The following is a 20,651-nucleotide window of genomic DNA, read 5'->3' as shown; positions in this document are numbered from 1 at the left end:
GTGTCCGTCAGGCGGCGTTGGCGCGCAGGGCTGCGGTTGCGGCGGCGTCGACCGCCAGCGTTTCGCGGTCGGTGATGACCACGCCATAGTCGAGCCGCGCCCCCTCGAGGCTGACCAGACCGTTGCGGACATCCTCGACCACCTTCTGCACATCGCGTTCAAAGGCGTTGCCATAGCCCCCGCCGCCGGGGTTCTTGTTGGCTGCCCGCTCGCCGGGCTGGATGGTTTCGATCACGTTGTCGGTGATGATCTGCGTCGATCCGTTGCGGGTCAGCTCAAGCCGCCCGACCTTTTTCGACACCATCGCGGATTTCGCGCCCGCAGCACCCATCGCGGGAATGCGGCGCCCCTCGCCAAAGGTGATAAGCGTCATCGGGCTGTCGAGCGGCTCCACCTCCCAGCAGGTGCCGGACCCGCCACGGTTCTTGCCCGCCCCGCCGCTGTCTTCCATCAGCGAGTAGCGGTGGATGATGATCGGATAGCTGTGTTCCAGCATCTCGATATCGCCCGAGGTCAACGCGCCGAAGCAGCATTCCGGCCCCACCGCGTGCCAGCCGTCGGCCTGCGACGTGGCCCCCGCCCCCGAGATGATCGAGGCCAGAACCATCGTCACATATTCCTCGTCATGCCGCTTGTCCCACCCGGCGATGTTGCAGCCGTTGGCATGGCCCCAGCTTGCCGAAACCTTGTGCGGTGCCGCCTGTTCAAAGGCGAGCCGCACCGCATCGGTCAGCGTCTCCATCGGGGTCGTGGTGCAGTTCATGTGCGGCGCGGGCGACTTGGCGTTGCACAGCGTGCCCTTTGGCCCCATGTCGGTGCTGACGCAGCGGTACAGCCCCTCGTTATAGGGCGGCGGAAGCTGCGCGAACATCATCAGCCCGAGGTAGACGCCGGAATGGCTGTTTCCTTCGTAGCTGTTGATGAAATAGGGGATCTGCGGTGGTGACTGGATGGCGATGTGGCAGCCGTCACCCTTGATCGTCACCGTGGCGGTGATCTCGAAATCGCCGTAGCCGTGGCCGGCATCCTCGAGAATGGCGGTGCCGGTATAGGTGCCGTCCGGCACTTCGGCGATCAGGCTGCGCATGTGGTGTTCGGCCATGTCGAGCAGTTCGGCGATGCACTCCTGCACCATCTCCTTGCCGTATTTGTCCATCAGCCGCTTGAGGTTCCGCGCCCCCACCTGACAGGCGCCGATCAGCGCGTTGAAATCGCCCTCCTGGTCGCGCCGCGCCCGCATGTTGGACAGGATCATGTTCATCACGTCGTTGCGCGGCTTGCCCTGATCCCAGATCTTGATCGGCGGGATCCGCAGACCTTCGGCATAGATCTCGGTCGCGTTGGGGTTGTAGCCCGCAGGCACAGGCCCGCCGATATCGGTCAGGTGGCCCTTGCAGACGGTCCAGAAGACCAGCTCGCCCTCGTAGAAGACGGGCATGTACATGCAGGTGTCGATGATATGCGACCCGCCATAGACAGGATCGTTGTGCAACATCAGGTCGCCGTCGTGGATGTCGCCCTCGAAATACTTGGCGACAGACTTCATCGCGGGGATGAGCGAGCCGAGGTGGATCGGAATGTCCTGCCCCTGCAAGATCATCTCGGGCGCATGGTTGAACAGCGCCGTCGAATAGTCATGCGCGAGGTTGAACACCGAGGATCGCGCCGTCTGCTCCAGCGCCAAAGTCATCTCGCGCTGCGTGGTTTCCAGCACCCCGCGCACCACCGAAAGCGTGATCGGGTCGACGTTCCGTTTGGTCATGCCCATCTCCTGTTGTCCGCCATGGGCCGGACACAAGGCGACACATCCCGCCCGCAGGCGGGAGAGTGGCGGCATCTCCCTGTCTCCGGCCGAATCCCGGCCTTGTCATTCATTGCCCGACAGGTTGCCCCCTTCCCCGCCCCCCGTCTTGACGATCCGCGCACAAGCATTTGTCACCCAGCGCGCCCGAGTGCTGCTTTCCCTTGGAAAGATGGGTTCACATAGCTGTCATGCCGCTACGGAATTGACTTCGCCTATACAAAGACGATCATGGCCCCCGATGCGGACAAGGCGGATACGATCTTGACCAACAGGATGCACAGCACAGACCATGTTCCGGCGTCATCCCGCGCCGATCACTGGAATGCTGTCATCGCGCAGGCCTATTTCCCGCTCGACCTCACCTTCCGCGATGCCGCCCGTTTCGGAGGGCGTCTGGAACACGGCACCGTGGGCGAGCTGTCGCTGTCGCGCCTCCAGACCGAGGCTGTGCAATACGAACGCCACCGCCGCCACATCTCGCGCACGACCGAGGAACAGTATCTCATCACCATCCCCCGGCAGTCGCCGGTCGAATTCAGCCAATCGGGGCGCGAGGTCCGTTGCGATCCGGGGGGGTTCATCCTCGAACGCGGGGACGAACCCTACCGCTTTTCCTACGGCGCCGCGAACGACCTTTGCGTCATCAAGGTCGCCAAGCCCATCCTGTCGGAAAAGCTGCGCAATCCCGACCGCTTCTGCGCGCTGGTCTTCAACGGGCGCGAGGGGATCGGTTCGCTTTTCACCACGATGGCGCAGCAGATCCAGCGCCAGACCGCCGCCGAACCGGCGACCGATCCGCTGGCTGGCACGGTTCTGGGGCGTCACCTCGTGGAACTCCTCGCACTGACGCTCGACCGCAGCAGCGATGTGGAAACGGGGGCCGGGTCCTCGGTGCGCGAAGGGCATCGCCGTCGCGCGCAATCGGTGATTCTGGCGCAATTGTCCAACCCCGACCTGTCGCCGGAACTGGTGGCCGAGCGGGTCGGCATCTCGAAACGCTACCTGCACGAACTGTTTGCCGAGGTGAATTGCACCGTCTCGCAATTCGTGCGCGAACAACGGCTGCGGGCGGCCCGCGATCTGTTGCAAATGCCCAATCCGGGGCCGATGTCGGACATCGCCTACCGCTTCGGCTTTTCCGATCAGGCGCAATTCTCGCGCCTGTTCAAGGCGATGTTCGGCCAGACCCCCAGCAGCTACCGCGCCAGCCAGACGCCTTAGACCGCCCGCCCCGCCATCGTGACAGGCCCGCCCCGCCGCCGCACGCGCAAGCCAAGGGCGTCCCCGTCGCGATGCGCCTCGACAACCGCCTCTTGTCCCAGGGTCAGCGGCGACAGCCCGCGATAGCTGAAGACGGCAGGCACCCTTTCCAGCACCCGCGCGGCCAGCACCATCATCGCCACCGCCTGCAAGGGGCCATGCACCACCAGCCCCGCATAGCCTTCGACGTCCCGCGCATAGTCGGCGTCGTAATGGATGCGATGGCCATTGAAGGTCAGGGCCGAAAAGCGGAACAGGCGCACGGGGTCGGCCAGCAGCGGCATGGCGGCCAAGGGCGCGCCAAGGTCGGGCGCATCCGGATAGGCGACCGCGGGCGCATCGGGTGCGGGGTCCTCGCGGTAAACCAGATCCTGCCGTTCCGACACAAGCACCGCCCCGCCGACGCCATAGTCATGCCGGACCGAAACAAAGATCAGCGGCCCCGTCGATCCCGTCTTTTCCGCGATCCGCTCGATCCGGCTGTCGCGCGTCACCTCGTCGCCCGCATGGAAACTGCCGTGAAAGGCGATCTCGCCCCCCGCCCACATCCGCCGTTTCAGCGGCAGCGGCGGCAGTTCCAGCCCCAGCCGCGGATGCCCGTCGCGCCCCAGATCGGCGGGCGGATAGGCATCGGGCGACAGGGTCCAGAACATGCCAAGCGGCACCTCGCCGGTCGCAAGGTCGGGCAGCGTGGCGCGATACTGCGCGATCAGTCGCGGCGAAAGTGTGTCCACCCGCCGCGACCCGCGCCCGATCCAATCCTCGAACCCCGCCACCCTGCGCCCTCCGTTACGGCTGCGGCCACTTCGGATCGACCAGCCCCATCGGATAGGCATGGCCGAAATCGAGCGGCGGCTGGATCACGTATTTCCGGTCGAACGGCAACCATGGATACTCGGCCCCCGACCGCACGATATAGGGCCAGTCGGGATGGGCAAAGAGCGGCCGTCCCAGCGCCACCATGTCGGCAGCACCCGATGTCAGCGCCGCCTCGGCCTGCTGGCCTTCGGCAATGCCGCCGTTTGTGATCATCGGCTTGCCCGAGGCGCGTTTCAGCACGGTCGGCAGCGGCGTCGGATCGGCGGGGAAACGGTTGTCGAGGTAGTTGAAACTCGCCCAATGCAGCGCGTCATAGGCCGAATCCTTCAGCGCCGCCCCGATGGCCTCGGCATAGGCCGTCCCGCCCGGCCAAGCGCCGGTGAAATCGTCCACCCCGTCCTGCGACAGGCGCAGGATCAGCAGCTTGTCCGGCCCGATGGCGGCGCGGATCTTCTCGCCCACCAGCTTGGCGAAACGCACGTTGTTTTCGGGGCTGCCGCCGAATTCGTCGGTGCGCAGGTTGGTTTTCGGCGTGATGAACTGCCACAGCAGATAGCCGTTCGCGCCATGCACCTCGACCCCGTCGGCCCCGGCCTCGACCGCCCGCTTGGCCCCTGCGGCAAAGCCGTCGGCCACGGCGTGCAATTCGGCCACCGACAATTCGCGCGCCTTGCCGAAGGTCACCTTGGGCCAATCGCCGTCGATGTTGCGGATGGTCTTTTCGTAGTCGTTGTCCGTGTAAAGCGTCCAGCCCCCGCTTTGCGTGGCCGAGGCGCTGACCGGCGGCTCGTTGCCCAGCGTGCGCGGGTCGCAGACGCGGCCGCCGTGCATCAACTGGATCACGATCTTGGCACCGTGTTCATGCACCGCGTCGCAGACCTTCTTCCAGCCCGCCACATGCGCGGCATTGGCGATACCGGGCTGCGACAGATAGGCCCGCGACTGGAAGGCATCCTGCTCGTAGGTGCCTTCGGTCACGATCAGCCCAAGCCCGCCCCGCGCGCGACGGGCGTAATAGGCGACCATCTCGTCGGTCGGGGTGCCATCCGCTTCGGCCATCTGCCGCGTCAGCGGGGCCATCGCGATACGGTTGCGCAGGGTGACGCGGCCCAGCGTGACGGGGGAAAACAGGGTCGGAAAGGCTTCGGCCATGTGTCGAACTCCTATGTTACAGCCGCCCGGCCCAAATGCCGGAACGGACAAGATCGGAAATCTGGGCGCGGATCAGCCGCACCACCGCCTTGGTGACGGGGGCAGCGGCGCGATGCGGCGCATGGGCAAGGATCAACTCGCGGCTGATGGCGGGGGTGATGCGCTGCGCCACCAGCTTGCCCGCCTGCAACTCGCGGCTGACGGCGGTCAGCGGCAGGATGGTGCGGATGCCGCCCGTGCCGACAAGATCGTGGATCGTGGGCAGCGTTTCCAGCTCGATCGCCACGTTCAGCGTGACCCCCGCCTTGGCGGCCGCTTCCTCGACCAGCACGCGCAACCCGTGCGGCGGGCCGGGCAGGACCAGCTCTTCCCCGGCAAGCTCGTCCATCGTCACGCCCGACGGGCTGCCCAAGGGCGGCGCATCGGGGGCCGAGATCAGGAACATATCCTCGAACAGCAGGTGTTCGGCATCCAGCAGCGCGCTCGACTTCATCTTGTAAAGCACCGCAAGATCCACCTTGCCCGCCGCCAGCCAGTCGGCCACATGGCCGCTGAACCCCTCCATCACCCGCATCCGCACGCGCGGCAGATCGGCGCGGATCTGGCGCAGCAACGGCGCCAGCAGCACCAGCCCGACCGAGGGCGGCACCGCCAGCTTCACCGTCCCGTCCAGCTCGCCGGCCGAAGCGCGCATGTCCTGCCGCAGCGCCTCGCGTTCGGCAAGGATGCCGCGCGCGCGGGTCAGGAACACTTCGCCCGCATCGGTCAGCACCACGCCGCGCCCGTTGCGGTAGAACAGCGCCGTGCCCAGCTCGGCCTCGAGGTCGCGCACGCGGCGGCTCAGCGCCGATTGCGCCATGTTGTTCTGCAAGGCCGATTTGGTGAAACTCCCCGTCTCGGCAATGCTGACAAAATAGTGCAGGTCCAGAAACTCCACCGCTTACGCAGCCCGCATCCGTGCCCGCAGCGCCTCGGTCGCGGCATGGTCAAGCCCCCAGCCGTAACCGTTCTTCACCGGCTGAAAGACCACTCCGTAAACGTCGCGCGCATGGTCGGGCGTGATGTAGCCGTCAAGCAGGTCGTCCAGCACCTTGGCCGGATCGCGGTTCAGCGGATGGCCGTAGCCCCCGCCGCAGGGCGAAAGATAGGTCACCACATCGCCCAGTTCGGCCCGCATGCCGGAAAACTTGGCATCGACGTCCCGCGGTGGCTGGCCGCTGGTGGCGTTCTCGATCCGCACGATGGCGGTCGCACCCTCATGCCCGCCAAAGATGCCCCAGGGCGTATCCTCGTTGCGGTCGGATTCATGCGTCATGAAGCCCGGCGTCAGGAAGCGCTGCGATTTCACCACGCCCATCCCGCCACGATATTCCCCCGCACCGGGGAACACATCGTCGCGGATCTCGTAGCGGTCGCAGATCATCGGCAGATGCATGCCAAGGTCTTCGAGCGGGTTGTTGCGGGTGTTGCGCATCAACTCCTCGATGGTGTCAGGCCCGTCCGACGCGGGGCGCGCGCCCATCGCGGCCTCGTTCACCTCGATCAGCACCCAATAGTCGCCATTGTCGCGCAGGCCCGAATAGGATGCGAAAGACAAACAGGCCGCATTCCCTGCCGTGCATTTGTCGGGCAGCACCGGGGCCAGCGCCTTGATGATCAGGTCCACGACCCGCTGGATCTGGTTGAACCGCGCCTCGCAGGCGGCAGGCGCGATGGGGTTGAAGATCGACCCGAGCGGTGCCGTCACCTTGACCGGGCGGAACGACCCTTCGTTCTGCGGGATGTATTCCTGATGCGTGTAGGTATCGAGCAAGAGCGCGCGGAAGGCAAAGTAGCACGCAACCTTGGTCGACCCCTCGAAGGGCACGTTGAAGGCCGTGGGCACCTGCGGCGACGAACCGGTCAGGTCCACTTCGACATCATCCCCCCGCACCCGCACCGTCACCTTGATCGGCAGGCGCACGCCCCTTGTGCGGCCATCGTCATCCATGAAGCCTTCGGCGGTGTAATCGCCATCGGGGATCTTGGCGATCTCGCGCCGCAGCATGGTTTCGGAATAGTCCATCAACTGCTTGGCCGCCTGTTCGACCGTGTCGCGGCCATAGGTGTCCATCAGTTCGCAATACCGCTTCACGCCCAGTTCCGCCGAGGCGATCTGCGCTTCGAGATCGCGCATCACAAGCCCCGGAACCCGCGTGTTGCCGCTGATATAGCGCCAGAGCGTGTCGTTGCGCTTGCCCGCCTCGAACAGCTTCAATCCGTTCAGCAGCATCCCTTCGGCAAAGACGTCGGGCACGTCGATGATAAGCCCCGGCGTGGCGGCCCCGATATCCAGATGGTGCGCGGTATTGGCAGAGAAACCCACAAGCTCGCCGTGATAGAAGATCGGCATGACAATGCCGATATCGGGCGAATGGCTGGCCCCGTAATAGGGGTGGTTGTGGATCACCACATCCCCCTCGTGCCAGTCGCTTTTCGGAATGCTCTTCTCGATCCCGCGCATGTAGCCGGGGATCGACCCGATGTGCATCGGCGTGGAATCGCTTTCGCACAGCGTGTTGTAGTCAAGGTCGAACAGCCCCGCGCCAAGGTCCTGGCTTTCGCGGATGATCGACGAATAGGACATGCGATACAGCACGTTCCCCATCTGCTCGGCAATGGCATGAAGCGCCCCGCCGATGACCTGAAGCGTGATCGGATCTATGGTCTTGCTCATGATCTCAACCCTCCTGCGACGCGCGGGCGATCACCAGATCACCCAGTTTCATGACCGTGGCGACAAAGCCCGGCGGCACGATGGTGGTGGAATTCTGCTGCACGATCACCGCAGGACCCGCGACCGTATCCTGCGCGCGCAACTTCAGACGGTCGAAGCGCGGGGTCTGGATCGTCTCGCCATCGTCGAATGTGGTGGGCCGCGCATAAAGCGCCGCCTCGGACGGGTTGCGCCGCCCGCCCTTGTCCAGCACCGGCAGGCGCAGCGTGTCCGACCGCGACGAGCCGATGACCCGCAGGGTCACCATCTGCACGGCCTGATCCTCGAAGGCATGACCGTATTCGGTGCGATGCACCGCAAAGAAGCGCCGCGCCATCTCTTGCGCCGTGGCGGCGGTAAAGGGGCCGTCCGGCACGGCCACGCGCAATTCGAACCCTTGGCCCACGTAGCGGCATTCCGCGATCCGCTCGAAGCGTTGGCCTTCGGGGGCGATGCCATCGGCGGCCAATTGCGCCGCCGCTTCCGCCTGAAGCCGGTCAAAGACCGCGTTCACGGTGGCGAAATCGGCATCCGACCCCGATTGCAGGATCGTCAGCGACGACTGGGTGAATTCGTAGCGCGGTTCGGTGACCAGAAGCCCCATCGCCGCCGTGATCCCCGGATGCAGGGGCGAGATCACGTTCTTGGCCGCGATCATCTGGCCCAGCGCCACGCCATGCAGCGGCCCCGCCCCGCCAAAGGCCATCAGGCTGTAATTGCGCGGGTCGATCCCCCGCGCCACGGAATTCGAGGCAATCGCCAGCGCCATGTTGTTGTTGATGATCCGCAGCACGCCCAAAGCCGCATCCTTGACCGACAGCCCGAGAGGTTCGGCCAGATGCACCCGTATCGCCTGCTCCGAAAGCGCGGGGTCGATATGCAGGCCGCCGCCAAGGAAATGCTCGGCATCCAGACGCCCCAGCACGACCTGCGCATCGGTCACCGTGGGCTGCGTGCCGCCCCGGCCATAGCAGGCAGGCCCCGGTTCGGCCCCTGCCGACTTCGGCCCCACACGGAACGCGCCGCCGCTGTCGACATAGGCGATAGACCCGCCGCCCGCGCCGATGGCGTCGATGTCGATCATCGGCACCAGCACCGGCATATGGGCCACTTCGGTGTCGCGCGGGTTCTTGATCGTCAGCTCGCCGCCACGGATCACGCTGATGTCGGCCGAGGTGCCGCCGATGTCGATGGTGATGATCTCGCGCTGGTCGCAGGCCTCGCCGGTCCAGCGCCCGCCGATCACGCCGCCGGCAGGGCCGGACAGCAGCAGGCCCACGGGGTTGCGGCTGGCCTGCTCGACCGTGGTCACGCCACCGTTCGACTGCATGATCCGGACATAGGCATTCACCCCCGCCTCGGCCAGACGCCGCTTGAGGTTGTCGAGATACCGCGCCACTTTCGGCCCGATATAGGCATTCATCGCCGCGGTCGAAAACCGCTCGTATTCGCGGATGGTGTTCACCACCTCGGACGAGGCGCAGACAAAAGCGTTCGGCAGCACGCGGCGCACCACCTCGGCGGCTTTCATTTCATGGTCGGGGTTCAGGAAGGAATAAAGGAAACCGATCATCACGGCATCCAGCCCGCGCTCGGCGAAAAGCTCCGCCGCCTGCTCGACCTGATCCAGCGCCAGCGCCGTCTCGACCCGCCCCGTCGGCGGCAGGATGCGTTCGTCAACGACAATCCGGTTGCGCCGCTTGATCAGCGGCGCGCTTTGCCACGGCACGTCGAATTGCAGGCTGAAGTTGTGCGGCCGCTTGTGCCGCCCCATGTGCAGGATGTCGCGGAAACCGCGCGTGGTGATCATCCCCACCTCGGCCCCGTTGCGCTCGATCACGATGTTGGTGGCGACCGTGGTGCCGTGGAACAGCGCGTCGATCTGGCCCGGTTGCACCCCCGCAATGGCGCAAAGTTCGACCACGCCCTGCACCACCGCGATCGACTGGTCGGCAATGGTCGACGACACCTTGTGCGTGAACACCCGCTGCTTGCCGCCCGCCTCGACCTGTTCAAGCACAAGGTCCGTGAACGTCCCGCCGACATCGACACCGACACGTATCATCCCACACCCCCGCTGATTGGCTTGTTATCCGGATTGAGACATGGAACCGTCCCCACACAAAGCGGATTTTGCATACCGCTTTTTACAGCCCACACCCCCGACGCCCCGCCCCGATCCGGCCAACCGCGCGCAAATCCCTTGATTTGCAGGCGCTTACCGCCCCGGAAATGCCGCTTCGGCACAACAGGGCCAGCACCCATACGCGTCTGACATAACTGTTTTCACCGCAAAACCGCCCGCTGCGCACAAGATGCGGGCGCGGTCACGCCTCGGGCGGCAGGATCGCGCCCGTCCGCTCGACGATCAGGCGATAATGCTCGGGCCTGCGGTGGCGGGCGAAGTTGAAGATCGTCTCTTTGTAGATGCGCCCCATGTCGAGATCGCATTTCGCGGTGATCACCTCGTCCTCGACCGTGACCGCCTGCGCCACGATCTCGCCCGAGGGGGCGACGATCACGCTTTGCCCGCCCATTTTCGACCCTTCCTCGGTGCCGCATTTCGCGGTGCCGACGACCCAGGTCGCATTCTGGTAGGCCCCCGCCTGCATCGACAGATGGTTATGGAACAGCGTCAGGCTGTTCACCGCCTCGTCTCCGGTATGGTCGAACGGGGTGTTGTAGCCCAGCATGACCATATCCACCCCCTGCAACCCCATGACGCGATAGGTTTCGGGCCAGCGGCGGTCATTGCAGATCGCCATGCCCATCACCCCGCCGAAACCGCGAAACACGGGAAAGCCCAGATCGCCCGGCTCGAAATACCGCTTTTCCAGATGCTGGAAGGCCCGCCCCGCCTGTGGCGCGTCATGTCCGGGCAGATGCACCTTGCGGTATTTCCCGATGATCCGCCCCGTGGCATCGACAAGGATCGTGGTGTTGAACCGCCGCTTCACGCCCGCTTCAACCACCAGTTCGGCATAGCCGAGGTTGAAGCCGATCCCCAGACGCTTCGCCTCGTCAAAAAGCGGTTGCGTCGCGGCCGAAGGCATTTCCGCCTCGTAGAAACTGTCGAGTTCCGCCTCGTCCCCGATCATCCAGCGCGGAAAGAACGTGGTCAGCGCAAGCTCGGTGAACACCACCAGCCCGCAGCCCCGCGCCTTGGCCTCGCGCATCATCTCGACCAGACGCCGCACCGTATCGGCGCGGGTTTCAGACCGTGAAATCGGCCCCATCTGCGCTGCCGCCGTGATCAGATGCCGTGCCATGCCGAACCCTTTCTGGTTTAGGAAAACTCCTGCCGCAGCGCCGCGCCGTGCTGGTCCTTTGCCGGAACCGGCCCCGTGCCGATGCCGCCATCGGCAAAGCGCACCCCGCGCCCCATCATCGTCACGGGGCCGGTCGGGCTGTCTACCGTCACATGCCGCGCCTGCGGATGGGATTGCAGATCGTCAAGGTCAGACACCCGCCCGCAAGCGATGCCCGCCGACCCGAGCAGACGCACCGCCGCCTCGCGGCCAAGCGCCGCAAGAACGGGGGCAATCATGCCCTCCACCTCGGCCCGATGCGCCACGCGGGCGACATTGGTCGCATAGCGCGGGTCCGTCCCCAATTCGGGCCGGCCCAGCACCGACGTTGCAAGCGCCACCCATTCGCGGTCGCTTTGCACGGCCAGCAACACCTCGCCCCCGTCCGCGCAGGCGAAAGCCGCATAGGGCGCAATCGACGGATGCCGCAGCCCGACCCGCGCGGGCGCAACCCCGCCATAGGCGGCCTGCAGATAGGGCACGTTCATCCAGTCGGCCATCGTATGGAACAAGGACACCTCGACCACCCGCCCCTGCCCCGTCCGCCCCCGCGCGATCAGCGATTGCAGCACGGCGGCAAAGGCCGTCTCGCCCGCCGCGATGTCGCAGACCGAAATCCCCACCCGCGCCGCCCCCTCGGGCGTGCCGTTGATCGACAAAAGCCCGCTTTCCCCTTGGATCAGCATGTCATAGGCCTTGGCGTCGCGGTAAGGCCCGTCCTCGCCATAGCCGGAAATCGACACATAGATCAGCGCCGGATGCGCCGCCCGCATCGCCTCGGCCCCGACCCCGAGACGGTCCGCCGCACCGGGGGCAAGGTTCTGCACGAACACATCGGCCCGGCCGATCATCCGCCGCAAGACCGCCAGATCGCCCTCCTGCCGCAGGTCAAGGCAGATCGACTCTTTCCCGCGGTTGATCCAGACGAAATAGGCGCTTTCCCCATGCACCAGACGGTCATAGCCGCGGGCGAAATCCCCCTCGGGGCGTTCGATCTTGATCACCCGCGCCCCGGCATCGGCCAGCCGCGCCGTGGCAAGCGGTGCCGCAACCGCCTGTTCCAGCGAGACGACAAGCAACCCCTCCAGATCGCGGCTCATGACGCGGGGCCGTAGCTTTTCGGCAGGCCAAGCACCTGTTCGGCGATGTAGCACAGGATCAGGTTGGTGCTGATCGGGGCCACCTGATACAGCCGCGCCTCGCGGAACTTGCGTTCGACGTCATATTCCTCGGCAAAGCCGAAACCGCCGTGGGTTTGCAGACAGGCCTCGGCGCATTCCCAGCTTGCATCGGCCGCCAGCATCTTGGCCGTATTCGCCTCGACCCCGGGGTTCTGGCCCGCGTCATACATTCCGGCGGCTCGGTAGACGATGGCTTCGGCGGCCAGCATATGCGCATAGGCCCGTGCAAGGGGGAACTGCACCCCCTGATTGCGCCCGATGGGCGCGCCAAAGACCTTGCGGTCCCGCGCATAGGCCGAACCCTTCTCGAGGAACCACTTCGCGTCGCCGATACACTCTGCCGCGATCAGGATGCGTTCGGAATTCATGCCCGACAGGATGTAGCGGAACCCCTTGCCCTCTTCCCCCACCAGCGCATCGGCGGGGATGCGGACATCCTCGAAGAAAACCTCGGTCGTGGCGTGGTTCATCATCGTGCGGATCGGACGGATGGTGATGCCCTTGCCGACCAAGCCGCGCAGATCGACCAGAAACACCGACAGCCCCTCGGTCTTTGACGCCACCTTGTCGCGCGGCGTGGTGCGGGCCAGCAGCACCATAAGGTCGGAATGCTCGGCGCGGCTGGTCCAGATCTTCTGGCCGTTGATGACCCAACTGTCCCCGTCCCGCCGCGCCGTGGTTTGCAGCGACAGCGTGTCCGTCCCGCTTGTCGGCTCGGTCACGCCAAAGGCTTGCAGGCGCAGGCGTCCTGCGGCGATTTCGGGCAGGTAACGCTGCTTTTGCGCATCGGACCCGTGGCGCAGCACGGTGCCCATCGTATACATCTGCGCATGGCATGCCGCCGCGTTGCAGCCCTGCTTGTGGATTTCCTCGAGGATCACGGCAGCCGCGGTCAGGTTCAGCCCCGATCCGCCATATTCCTCGGGGATCATCGCCCCGAGCCAGCCTTCGCGCATCAGCGCCGACACGAACTCTTCCGGATAGGCCCGCCGCGCGTCGAGATCGCGCCAGTAGCTTCCCGGAAAGCCCGCGCAGACGGCGGCCACGCCCTTGCGGATGTCATCATAGTCTGCGGTGGGGTGGAAGCTCATGTCGCACTCCGTCTGTCTGACCCTTTAGGTGGCAGGAAAGCGGGCGCGAGGGAAATAATATCCCGTGCATGCAGATATCGCGCCCCGTCATGGCAACGGGGCGCGACCAGCCGGAAAAGGCAAAACAGACCTAAAGCCGGTTCACCCGCTGCACAAAGCCGTTCAGCGCGCGGTCCATCTCGGTCGTGGCCTGCCCGACATGCGCCATGCCGTCCAGCACATCCGAAGCGGCACTTGCGGCATGGGTCGAGGCGATCTGCACCTCGGTCAGGCTGTCGTTGGCCGCCGCCACGCGCCCGGCCGTCTTGGCCATGCGCACCGCGATTTCACTCGTCACCGCGCCCTGCTGCTCGGCCGAAACCGAAATCAGCCGGGCCTTGTCGTTGACCATGCTGATCGAGGCGGAAATCGACCGGATCGCCTCGGAGTTGCGCGACACGGTGTCCAGCACGGTCCGCACCTCGCCCGCGATCTCTTCGGTCGAGGCGGTCGTCCGCGCGGCCAGCGTGCGGATTTCAGCGGCGACCACGGCAAAGCCGCGCCCCGCCTCTCCGGCATGGCTCGCCTCGATGGCGGCGTTCAGCGACAAAAGGTTGGTCTGGTTCGCCACATCGTTGATCAGCGTCACGATCCCCGTGATCCGCCCGGCCACGCGCTCCAGTTCCGCCAGCAGCGCCGCCGCATCCGCCGCCCGCGTCGCCGCCCCGTCCACAAGGTCCGAGGTCTGCCGGATGCCCGCCACGACCTCGGCGATCGACGAGGACAGCTCGTCCACCGCGCTTGCCACGCTCGACACATCGCCCGTCGTCAGTTCCGACCCCGACTTCACCGAAACCGTCTGGCGGCTGGTCTGTTCGGCGGTGGTCGCCATCACCTCGGCCGCCGCCCGCGCCTGCGTCGAGGCTCCGGTCAGCATCTCGATGGCCGAAGCCGCCTGCGTCCGCAGGTCGTTGCCCAGCTTGCGGATCGGCCACAGCAACCATTGCGACAAAAGCAGGCCGAACAGCAGAATGGCGCCGGCAAGGGAAGCGACCGTGACCTGTGCGTCATGCTTGGTCGCATCGGCCTGCGCCATCGCCTCGTCACGCGCCACTTCCGACACAAGGCTCCAGTCCAGCCCCGGCAACCTGAGCGGCTGATAGGCCGAGATCACATTTGCCCCGCGATGGTTCACGCCCTGCCGCACGCCGCTTTCGCCACTCGCCGCCGCCAGCATCAAAGGCCCGTCCAGCGGCGAGCCGACGGCCAGCCCCTCGCCGAAACGCGGCGTCGACCGCAAGCGGCGATCCGTCCCGATGATATAGGTGTCCGAGGTTTCCTTGCCGTCGACCCCGGCCCCGAGCAAGGCATTGGCAAAGTCGAGCGGCACCTGAAACGCCACGATCCCGGCAAAAGTCCCGCCGTCTTGCAGCGGCACCAGCATAAAGGCGGCCTGCGCGTTGTAAGACGGCGCATAGGCCTCGAAGTCGGCGAAAGCCGGACCATCCGCGCCCTGTCTGGCGATCATCTCCTGCGCGGCGCGGCCAAAGGCCGTTCCGGCATAGGGCCCGGACAGAAGCGAGGTGCCGTAATCCAGTTCCTTGAACACGGTATAGACGATCCGCCCCTGCTTCGGTTCGATCAGGAACAGGTCATAAAAGCCGAACCGCTCTTGAAAGGCACGAAAGGACGGATGCAGCCGTGCATGCAGCGCGCTATAGGCGCTGCCGTCGCCCGCGTCGTCGGTTTCCTGCTTCTTGCCGATCTCGGCCGGATTGCCCGAGACGTAAAGCTCTTGCATCAGCCGCCCCTTGGGGTCGAGCTGCGACAGCCAGTCTGCCGCCGCCGTGGCACCGGCATCGGGCGTGTTCTGCGCCTGATAGTCGTAACGCGCCTTCAGCGCCGCTTCGCCCGCAGGCAGGGCCGCAAGGTCCAGCGCATCAGAGGCCGCTGTGAATTCACGCAACGCCACCGCCGTTTCGGGCATTTCGGCAAGGCTTTCGGACACGTCGAGCAGACGGTTGAAATAGGCCTCGACCGCCGATGCCTTGAGCTTCAGCCCCGTCTGGACCTCGGCTTCGGCGCTTTGCTTGGCAAAGCCTTCAAGCCGCGTCACATCGACATACGAGATGATGGCCGTCGGCAACAGACCGACAGCAACCATTGCGATGGTCACCTTCCATTTGAACCGCATCAGACCGCTTAACCCCCGTGTACATGCAAGTTCCGCAAATGCGGTTCCGCAGTGCTTAACGACAGGGGCGCTGCGTTTTTAGCGGCGGGTGCGTTCCACCTTGCGCTTGATCTTGCGGTCGCGGGGCGCGAACTTGCCCGGCTTGCGCGGGGCATAGCGCCCGCCCTTGCCCGGCTTGCCCTGCGGCAGGGCGCTGCCGTCCAGCGTCAACAGGTCCAGCACCAGCCCGCCGGTGACCGGCGTCGCCTCGGCCAGACGCACCGTCACGCGCTGCCCGATGCCGATGGTCAGGCCGGTATCGGCCCCCATCAGCGTCTGGCTGTCCTGATCGTAGTGAAAGAACTCGCGCCCCAGATCGCGGATCGGAATCAACCCGTCCGCGCCGGTTTCATCGAGCTTCACGAAAACGCCGAAGCGTTGCACGCCCGAAATGCGCCCCGCAAACTCGGCCCCCACGCGGTCCGACAGATAGGCCGCAAGGTAACGGTCGGTCGTATCCCGCTCTGCCGCCATCGACCGCCGCTCGGCATCGGAAATCTGTTTGGCGGTTTCTTCCAGCGCCTCGATATCCTGCGCCGAAAGCCCGTCATCGCCCCAGCCATGGCCCGACACCAAAGCCCGATGCACGATCAGGTCCGAATAGCGCCGGATGGGCGAGGTGAAATGCGCATATGACCGCAGCGCAAGGCCGAAATGCCCGTAATTCTGCGGGTGGTAATAGGCCTGCGTCATCGACCGCAGGGTCGAGATGTTCAAAAGCTCGTCGAACTCGGTCCCCTGCGCCTGCGACAGCAAACGGTTGAGATGCGCGGTCTTCAGCACCTGCCCCTTGGCAAGGCTGAACCCCGACGCCTCGGCCACTTCGCGCAGCGCGTCCATCTTGTCGGCGCTGGGTTCTTCATGCACGCGGAACAGCAGCGGCTTTTTCAGCCGCGTCAACTCCTCGGCGGCGGCCACGTTGGCCAGAATCATGAACTCTTCGATCAGCTTGTGCGCATCGAAGCGTTCGCGGAAATCGACCGACAGAACCTTGCCCGCGTCCGACAGGATGATCTTGCGTTCGGGCAATTCCAGATCGAGCGGCTGGCGGATCGCGCGGGCTTTCTTTGCGGCCTCGTAGGCGGCGTAAAGCGGCGTGATCACCCGATCCAGAAGCGCGGCGCAGCGCGGGTTGGGGCGGCCATCGGCGGCCTCTTGCACCTCGCCGTAATGCAGCGACGCGGCCGAACGCATCATGCCGCGCAAGAAGCGGTGGCTGATCTTGGCGCCCTCGGCGTCCAGCTTCATCCGCACGGCAATGCAGGGGCGGTCCACCCCTTCGTGCAGGGAACACAGGTCGCCCGACAGCGTGTCGGGCAGCATCGGCACCACACGGTCGGGGAAATAGGTGGAATTCCCGCGTTTCCTCGCCTCGCGGTCCAGCTTCGAGCCGGGGCGCACGTAATGGGCCACATCCGCGATGGCGACCCAGACGATATGGCCGCCCGCATTGGCGGGGTCGGTGTCGGCCTCGGCAAAGACCGCGTCGTCATGGTCGCGGGCGTCGGACGGGTCGATGGTCACCAAAGGCAGGTCGCGCAAATCCTCGCGCTTGCCCATCGGGGCGGGCTTGGCCGCATCGGCCTCGGCCAGCACCGCATCGGGAAACCGGTCGGGAATGCCGTGCTGGTGGATGGCGATCAGGCTGACAGCGCGCGGCCCCATCGGGTCACCCAGACGCGCGGTGATGCGGGCCTGCGGCAGGCCAAGGCGCTTTGGCCCCATCTGCTCGGCTTCGACCAGTTCGCCGTCCTTGGCCCCTTCGGTGAAATCGCGCCCCACGCGCCATTCCTTGTCGGCGCCCTTGTCGATGGGCACGATCCGCCCCCCTTCGGCCTCGGCGCGGAAGATGCCCAGGATCTTGACGGGGTTCGACCCGAGTTGCCGGATCAGCCGCGCCTCGTATTCGTAATCGTCCAGATCGACCTTTGCCAGACGGCCAAGGATCTTGTCCCCCGCGCCCAGCGCAGGATCGCCCTTTTTCGGAATGAACAGAATGCGCGGCGGCGCGCCTTCCTCCTCCCATTCCATCGGGCGCAGGAACAGATCGCCTGCCGCATCCGGCGGCAGCACCGTCAGCAGCGTGACGGGCGGCAGGGATCCCGCCTCGCGATAGGTGCGACGCTTGCGCACCACGCCGCCCTCGTCCTCGAGTTCGCGCAGCATGCGCTTCAATTCGATGCGCGCGGCACCCTTGATTCCGAAAGCCTTGGCGATATCGCGCTTCGCCCCCTGCGCGGGGTTTTCGGCAATCCACTGGCGGATCTGGTCTTTGGTAGGTAGCTGGTTCATGCCTTCGGGTTACCATGCAAGCGGCAGAAAGGCCACCTTGCAACGCCCCCGCACAAAGGGCGGCACAAGGCCCATCCCGCGCCCCGCGCCGCCCCCGCCCCGCCGGAAAGCCCGCGCGTCAGTTCATCCGCTGCATCGTCCTGAGAGTTGCCGCCTGCCGCAGCGCGCCCCCGCCATTCCCCCACAGCCCCGCCGTGATCCGGCGACACCGCTCGACCGACTCCTTGCACATCACAAGCATCGCCTCGCGGCGGCCGCTTTCATGGTCGAGCAGCTCGACCAAAAGCGACAATGCGAACAGCTCGTCCGTCAAGGTTCTGGTAATCAGGTCAATCTGCTTTTTGTCCAATGGAGCATCCTTCGCGGTCCCCGACAGGAATTGCCGGTCAGGCAAAGTCTGCCACCTATCGCGCCGAACGGCCCCGCAGCGTCGGATAAACAGGCCCAGTCAAACGGGCGCGGGTTTGTCGAAAGTGTATATCGCGACTCTCGTTCGCCTTTGCGATGCCCACCCCGCACGGGCCGTGCCGGAGAAGGAAAAGGGGTCATTTGGCCCGCGCTCCGCTTCGCTTACCGCCCGAATACATCGCAATGGCGCAAAAAACCCCGCTTTTCGCCCGTGAATTCCACCCCTATCGGGGAATATGGCTGCGCCGAAAACACGGCCAATCCCTGCGCCATCGGCTTCCGCGACGCGCGTTTTCCGCTCGCTTCGGCCTGATGCAAACGCCCCGCCCCCGCAAAGGCGGCTCCGCTTTTTCCGCCACGCGCCCCGCAGACAGGCCGCCATCCGCTCCTATGGCGCGGGTTCCGCCGGCTCGTATTCGTAGCCTGCAAAGTCAAAGGTCGACTGGTTGAAAATTCCCAGATGCTGGTAACCGACGGGATAGGGGTCTTGCCCGCCCGACAGGCAGCGCACCAGATCGCCCACCAGCTCGGCCGAGGTGACATGCGCATAGGCTCCGGCCTTGGGGAAGTAGTCGGCACAGGCCCCCGCCGGATACACCGCCCCAAGCACGGCATAGCGGTCATGCACGAAGAACTCGGTCAGGCTGCCATCGGGTGGCGGGTCCGACAGGCTTAGCCCGTGGTCCCCAAAGGCAAGGATGATTGCATTGGGGTCATCCTTGTAGATTTCCTCCTGCACGCGGCGCAGGTTCTCGGCCGCCTGCGCCAGAAACTCTTTCGACTTCTCGGCAAAGGGCTGAACCTTGGCGGGGTCGGGCGCGGTCAGCTTCATATCCCGATAGTGATAGGGCGGCCGCATGTGCAGGAACACCAGTTGCGGCTTGTCGCTTTGCCCGATCCGCGCCAACTGCTCGATCTGGAAATCGAAGATCGACTTGTTCTTCTTCTTGCTCAACGGGTTGAACAGCTTGCGCAGGTCGCACCCGCCAAGGAACATGGTCGATTTGACCTCCTCGGGCAAAAAGTGGAAATTGCACAGCGACGCCTCGACCGCGACCTCGTATCGCTCGACATAAGGTCCCTTAACGCCGAATTTCGCAGCCTCGGCCAGCGTGCTGACCTCGTAGCCGTTGTCGTGGAAGATCGTGTAAAGCGGGCTGGGGATATTGCCCGAAATCATCGTCCCGCGATCCTTTGCGTTCAGCGAGAAGAACAGGTCGCGGTTCATCGACAGGATCAGGTCATAGGACAGGCGCGTAAGCTGCGCTTCGGTAAAGACGTTGTGGAAAATCCGGAAGCCGCTGGTCCGCAGATAGTCGCTCAGGGGCGAGGATTCGATGCCCAGATGCGCCTGCACCATCGCCTCGGCGGTTCCCGCCGACAGGCCCAGAAGATAGACGTTGGGCTTGGTCCTGAAGGTGACGGGGCGGATGTATTTCGTGACGTTATAGGCCGGATCGACCGCGTTTTCGGCCAGACTGGTCTGCCGCACGCCCTGGCTTTGCGCGTTCTCGCCCTGCGCCATGACAGCGGGATAGGCCGAAACCAGCAGCCCCAGCACCACCGCCACCAAGGCCAGTTTCCCGCCGCCCATCCTGCCACGCAAGGCCCAGATCACGCCGGTCGCAACCGCTGAGGGCACGGCCAGAACCGTCAGGACCCTGACCGCCGATCCCGGCGGCAGGCTGATGACGAAAAGGTAAAGGTTGTGGAACAGGAATATGCCGGCAAGGAAGGCCAGCACCGGCACCGCAACATGCCAGCCCCGCCGCTCGAGAAAGCGGAAGATCCGGCTTGCCAGAAACAGGAACACCGCCAGCACGATCGCAAAGCAGATGATATCGAAGGCCGAGATGACGCTGGCAAAGGCCAGACCCATCATCCCTGCGGCCACGATGCCGATTGTCGCCATGAACAGGAAAAACGGGTTGGTCTTTGGCAAAGCTGCCTCCTGCGGTCGGGCCGATGCGGTCATTCGGCAGGCTTCAGCTCGGGGTTCTTTTCCTGCCAGTCATCGCCAAGGCGTTTGGCCATGCACTTGGCGAATTTCGCGGCCTCGGCGGCCTTGTCATCCGCGAACATCTTGTTCGCACCTTCCTGACAGTCGGCGGCGACCTCGGCCGGGGTGGCGGCAACCGCCTCGTCCTCGTCCTTGTCCTCTTTGCAACCCGACAGTCCAAGCACCGAAACCATGACCACCCCGCCCAAGGCGACCGCGCGGATCACCCCTGCCGTCCGAACCAAGCCCTTCATGACATAACCTTCCGATTTTCGTTTTATATCAAACTCTTGCCGCATCTCATCCGGCAAACTCACCCCGCAGGGCCTGCGCGCGACGATAAGCCCGAACATATTCGTTAACAACCCGA

At 65.1% G+C, this 20,651-nt stretch carries 15 protein-coding genes; 1 reads left to right on the top strand and 14 read right to left on the bottom strand.

The window, feature by feature from the left end; all coding sequences use genetic code 11:
• Nucleotides 1–7 precede the first annotated feature (7 nt).
• On the bottom strand, nucleotides 8–1,762 hold the full coding sequence (gene capB, locus H7F16_RS13240; RefSeq protein ID WP_185798073.1) for a caprolactamase subunit beta: 1,755 nt from the start codon (nucleotides 1,760–1,762) through the stop codon (nucleotides 8–10).
• 270 nt (nucleotides 1,763–2,032) lie between these two features.
• On the opposite strand from capB, the gene H7F16_RS13235 reads away from it, so the two are divergent.
• The gene (locus H7F16_RS13235) at nucleotides 2,033–3,025 is read left to right on the top strand and encodes an AraC-like ligand-binding domain-containing protein (RefSeq protein ID WP_241741431.1); all 993 of its coding nucleotides are present in this window, start codon (nucleotides 2,033–2,035) and stop codon (nucleotides 3,023–3,025) included.
• Here H7F16_RS13235 and H7F16_RS13230 read toward each other — a convergent pair.
• The 13 genes from H7F16_RS13230 to H7F16_RS13170 form a co-directional block, all read right to left on the bottom strand.
• The gene (locus H7F16_RS13230; RefSeq protein ID WP_185798072.1) at nucleotides 3,022–3,840 is read right to left on the bottom strand and encodes an FAS1-like dehydratase domain-containing protein; all 819 of its coding nucleotides are present in this window, start codon (nucleotides 3,838–3,840) and stop codon (nucleotides 3,022–3,024) included. The two genes, H7F16_RS13235 and H7F16_RS13230, sit on opposite strands and share 4 nt — an antisense overlap.
• 13 nt (nucleotides 3,841–3,853) lie before the next feature.
• A complete protein-coding gene (locus H7F16_RS13225; protein ID WP_185798071.1) occupies nucleotides 3,854–5,035 on the bottom strand; it encodes an oxidoreductase in 1,182 nt (393 codons plus the stop codon).
• A gap of 16 nt (nucleotides 5,036–5,051) precedes the next feature.
• Nucleotides 5,052–5,972, bottom strand: coding sequence for a LysR substrate-binding domain-containing protein (locus tag H7F16_RS13220; RefSeq protein WP_185798070.1), 921 nt, complete (start codon nucleotides 5,970–5,972; stop codon nucleotides 5,052–5,054).
• 3 nt (nucleotides 5,973–5,975) lie between these two features.
• On the bottom strand, nucleotides 5,976–7,751 hold the full coding sequence (locus H7F16_RS13215; RefSeq protein WP_185798069.1) for a hydantoinase B/oxoprolinase family protein: 1,776 nt from the start codon (nucleotides 7,749–7,751) through the stop codon (nucleotides 5,976–5,978).
• 4 nt (nucleotides 7,752–7,755) lie between these two features.
• The gene (locus H7F16_RS13210; RefSeq protein WP_185798068.1) at nucleotides 7,756–9,855 is read right to left on the bottom strand and encodes a hydantoinase/oxoprolinase family protein; all 2,100 of its coding nucleotides are present in this window, start codon (nucleotides 9,853–9,855) and stop codon (nucleotides 7,756–7,758) included.
• A 262-nt stretch (nucleotides 9,856–10,117) separates the two neighbouring features.
• On the bottom strand, nucleotides 10,118–11,059 hold the full coding sequence (locus tag H7F16_RS13205) for an N-carbamoyl-D-amino-acid hydrolase (RefSeq protein ID WP_185798067.1): 942 nt from the start codon (nucleotides 11,057–11,059) through the stop codon (nucleotides 10,118–10,120).
• 17 nt (nucleotides 11,060–11,076) lie between these two features.
• Nucleotides 11,077–12,198, bottom strand: a complete 1,122-nt coding sequence (locus H7F16_RS13200) for a CaiB/BaiF CoA transferase family protein (protein ID WP_185798066.1) — start codon at nucleotides 12,196–12,198, stop codon at nucleotides 11,077–11,079.
• Nucleotides 12,195–13,370: an acyl-CoA dehydrogenase family protein gene (locus H7F16_RS13195; protein ID WP_185798065.1), complete on the bottom strand. Its 1,176-nt coding sequence runs from the start codon at nucleotides 13,368–13,370 to the stop codon at nucleotides 12,195–12,197. Before H7F16_RS13195 ends, H7F16_RS13200 begins: the two co-directional genes overlap by 4 nt.
• Before the next feature lie 130 nt (nucleotides 13,371–13,500).
• Nucleotides 13,501–15,543: a methyl-accepting chemotaxis protein gene (locus H7F16_RS13190; protein ID WP_185798064.1), complete on the bottom strand. Its 2,043-nt coding sequence runs from the start codon at nucleotides 15,541–15,543 to the stop codon at nucleotides 13,501–13,503.
• A gap of 78 nt (nucleotides 15,544–15,621) precedes the next feature.
• The gene (rnr, locus tag H7F16_RS13185) at nucleotides 15,622–17,874 is read right to left on the bottom strand and encodes a ribonuclease R (RefSeq protein WP_185798063.1); all 2,253 of its coding nucleotides are present in this window, start codon (nucleotides 17,872–17,874) and stop codon (nucleotides 15,622–15,624) included.
• Between the two features lie 118 nt (nucleotides 17,875–17,992).
• The gene (locus tag H7F16_RS13180) at nucleotides 17,993–18,187 is read right to left on the bottom strand and encodes a hypothetical protein (RefSeq protein WP_185798062.1); all 195 of its coding nucleotides are present in this window, start codon (nucleotides 18,185–18,187) and stop codon (nucleotides 17,993–17,995) included.
• Between the two features lie 483 nt (nucleotides 18,188–18,670).
• Nucleotides 18,671–20,194, bottom strand: a complete 1,524-nt coding sequence (locus H7F16_RS13175; RefSeq protein ID WP_185798061.1) for an alkaline phosphatase family protein — start codon at nucleotides 20,192–20,194, stop codon at nucleotides 18,671–18,673.
• A 59-nt stretch (nucleotides 20,195–20,253) separates the two neighbouring features.
• Nucleotides 20,254–20,535, bottom strand: coding sequence for a hypothetical protein (locus H7F16_RS13170; RefSeq protein ID WP_185798060.1), 282 nt, complete (start codon nucleotides 20,533–20,535; stop codon nucleotides 20,254–20,256).
• Nucleotides 20,536–20,651 lie beyond the last annotated feature (116 nt).

This window comes from Paragemmobacter straminiformis, assembly GCF_014243445.1.
Classification (GTDB): domain Bacteria; phylum Pseudomonadota; class Alphaproteobacteria; order Rhodobacterales; family Rhodobacteraceae; genus Paragemmobacter; species Paragemmobacter straminiformis.
This window is presented reverse-complemented; position numbering and strand designations above follow the sequence as displayed.

Excerpts from the sequence above, each read along its gene's own strand:
- capB (WP_185798073.1), bottom strand. The coding sequence starts at position 1,762 with ATGACCAAACGGAACGTCGACCCGATCACGCTTTCGGTGGTGCGCGGG.
- H7F16_RS13235 (WP_241741431.1), top strand. The coding sequence starts at position 2,033 with ATGGCCCCCGATGCGGACAAGGCGGATACGATCTTGACCAACAGGATG.
- H7F16_RS13225 (WP_185798071.1), bottom strand. The coding sequence starts at position 5,035 with ATGGCCGAAGCCTTTCCGACCCTGTTTTCCCCCGTCACGCTGGGCCGC.
- H7F16_RS13215 (WP_185798069.1), bottom strand. The coding sequence starts at position 7,751 with ATGAGCAAGACCATAGATCCGATCACGCTTCAGGTCATCGGCGGGGCG.
- H7F16_RS13210 (WP_185798068.1), bottom strand. The coding sequence starts at position 9,855 with ATGATACGTGTCGGTGTCGATGTCGGCGGGACGTTCACGGACCTTGTG.
- H7F16_RS13205 (WP_185798067.1), bottom strand. The coding sequence starts at position 11,059 with ATGGCACGGCATCTGATCACGGCGGCAGCGCAGATGGGGCCGATTTCA.
- H7F16_RS13200 (WP_185798066.1), bottom strand. The coding sequence starts at position 12,198 with ATGAGCCGCGATCTGGAGGGGTTGCTTGTCGTCTCGCTGGAACAGGCG.
- H7F16_RS13195 (WP_185798065.1), bottom strand. The coding sequence starts at position 13,370 with ATGAGCTTCCACCCCACCGCAGACTATGATGACATCCGCAAGGGCGTG.
- H7F16_RS13190 (WP_185798064.1), bottom strand. The coding sequence starts at position 15,543 with ATGCGGTTCAAATGGAAGGTGACCATCGCAATGGTTGCTGTCGGTCTG.
- rnr (WP_185798063.1), bottom strand. The coding sequence starts at position 17,874 with ATGAACCAGCTACCTACCAAAGACCAGATCCGCCAGTGGATTGCCGAA.
- H7F16_RS13175 (WP_185798061.1), bottom strand. The coding sequence starts at position 20,194 with ATGGCGACAATCGGCATCGTGGCCGCAGGGATGATGGGTCTGGCCTTT.
- H7F16_RS13170 (WP_185798060.1), bottom strand. The coding sequence starts at position 20,535 with ATGAAGGGCTTGGTTCGGACGGCAGGGGTGATCCGCGCGGTCGCCTTG.